The sequence below is a fragment of the Actinomycetota bacterium genome (genome assembly GCA_005774595.1).
Taxonomy (GTDB): Bacteria; Actinomycetota; Coriobacteriia; order Anaerosomatales; family D1FN1-002; genus D1FN1-002.
Genome location: VAUM01000453.1, coordinates 1 through 1,264, shown reverse-complemented (window position 1 = coordinate 1,264; position 1,264 = coordinate 1). Strand labels below are relative to the sequence as shown.

2 protein-coding genes are annotated in these 1,264 nt (G+C 70.5%); both read left to right on the top strand.

Annotation, left to right across the window (positions count from 1 at the left end; translation table 11 throughout):
• Positions 1-2: 2 nt before the first annotated feature.
• Positions 3-860, top strand: coding sequence for a UDP-glucose/GDP-mannose dehydrogenase family protein (locus FDZ70_10910; GenBank protein ID TLM65674.1), 858 nt, complete (start codon positions 3-5; stop codon positions 858-860).
• Positions 861-923: 63 nt separating this feature from the next.
• Positions 924-1,264, top strand: a 341-nt coding sequence (locus FDZ70_10905; protein TLM65673.1) for a radical SAM protein, incomplete at its 3' end; no start/stop codon positions are given.

Below are 1,264 nucleotides of genomic sequence, written 5' to 3'. Positions count from 1 at the left end.
GGATGCTGTACGCGTCGAACCCCGAGTTCCTCCGCGAGGGCTCGGCGGTCACCGACTGGTACCAGACCGACCGCATCGTGGTCGGCGGGTCGGCCGAGGCGTGCGCGCGGATGCGGAGCCTGTACTCGGACATCGACGCGCCACTGCTCGAGTGCGACGTCACCTCGGCGGAGATGATCAAGTACGCGAGCAACGCCTTCCTCGCGACCAAGATCTCGTTCATCAACGAGATCGCGACGCTGTGCGACCTCGTTAGCGCGGACGTCGACGAGGTGGCCCGCGGCGTCGGGATGGACACACGCATCGGCACGGCGTTCCTGCGGCCCGGCATCGGCTACGGCGGCTCGTGCTTCCCGAAGGACACGCGCGCGCTCGACTTCATCGCGAACCTGCACGGCTACGACTTCCACCTGCTGCGCGCGGTCATCGAGGTGAACCAGCGCCAGCGCCTGCTGCCCGTGCGGATGCTGCGCGAGGTCTACGGCTCCCTCGAGGACCGGCGCATCGCCGTGCTCGGGCTCACGTTCAAGCCGGACACCGACGACACGCGCGAGGCTCCGGCCACCGAGATCGTCGCGATGCTGCGCGCCGAGGGCGCGATCGTCACCGCATACGACCCGATCCGGTTCCCCGTGCCCGAGGGCGCCGTGGGGTGCGAGACCGTCGCCGAGGCCGTGGTGGGCGCGTCGGCCGCGATCGTCGCGACCGAGTGGCGCGAGATCGCCGAGGCGGACTGGGCCGCGCTCGCCGCCACGATGGCCGACGAGCGCGTCGTCTTCAACGGCCGCAACGCGCTCGACGCGGCGGCCGTGCGCGCGGGCGGCGGCCGCTACATCGGCGTCGGGCGCCCGAACGCCTGACGCCGCCGATGCAGGTTCGCGCCTCCACGCGCCGAACCGAGTGGACGGAAGGGACTTGATGCCGTGAGCGGCTTCTACCTCATCGACGACTCGCTGCGGCACGCGGCCGAGAAGGTCGCGGCCGGCGAGCGGCTCTCGCGCGAGGACGGCATCGCGCTGTACGCCAGCAACGACCTCACCGGCATCGGGCAGATGGCGGACCACGTGCGTCGGCGCATGAACGGCGACCGCGTGCACTTCATGGTCAACCGTCACATCAACCCGACGAACATCTGCGAGAACCGCTGCAAGTTCTGCGCGTTCTCCCGGTCCAAGGGCCAGGAGGGCGCCTACGAGATGACGCTCGCCGAGATCGTGAAGGCCGCCGAGGAGGCCGTGCCGGACGGCGCGCACGAGGTCCACAT

Bases quoted from the DNA above. Each gene is read 5' to 3' on its own strand.
- FDZ70_10910 (TLM65674.1), top strand. From the start codon at position 3: ATGCTGTACGCGTCGAACCCCGAGTTCCTCCGCGAGGGCTCGGCGGTC.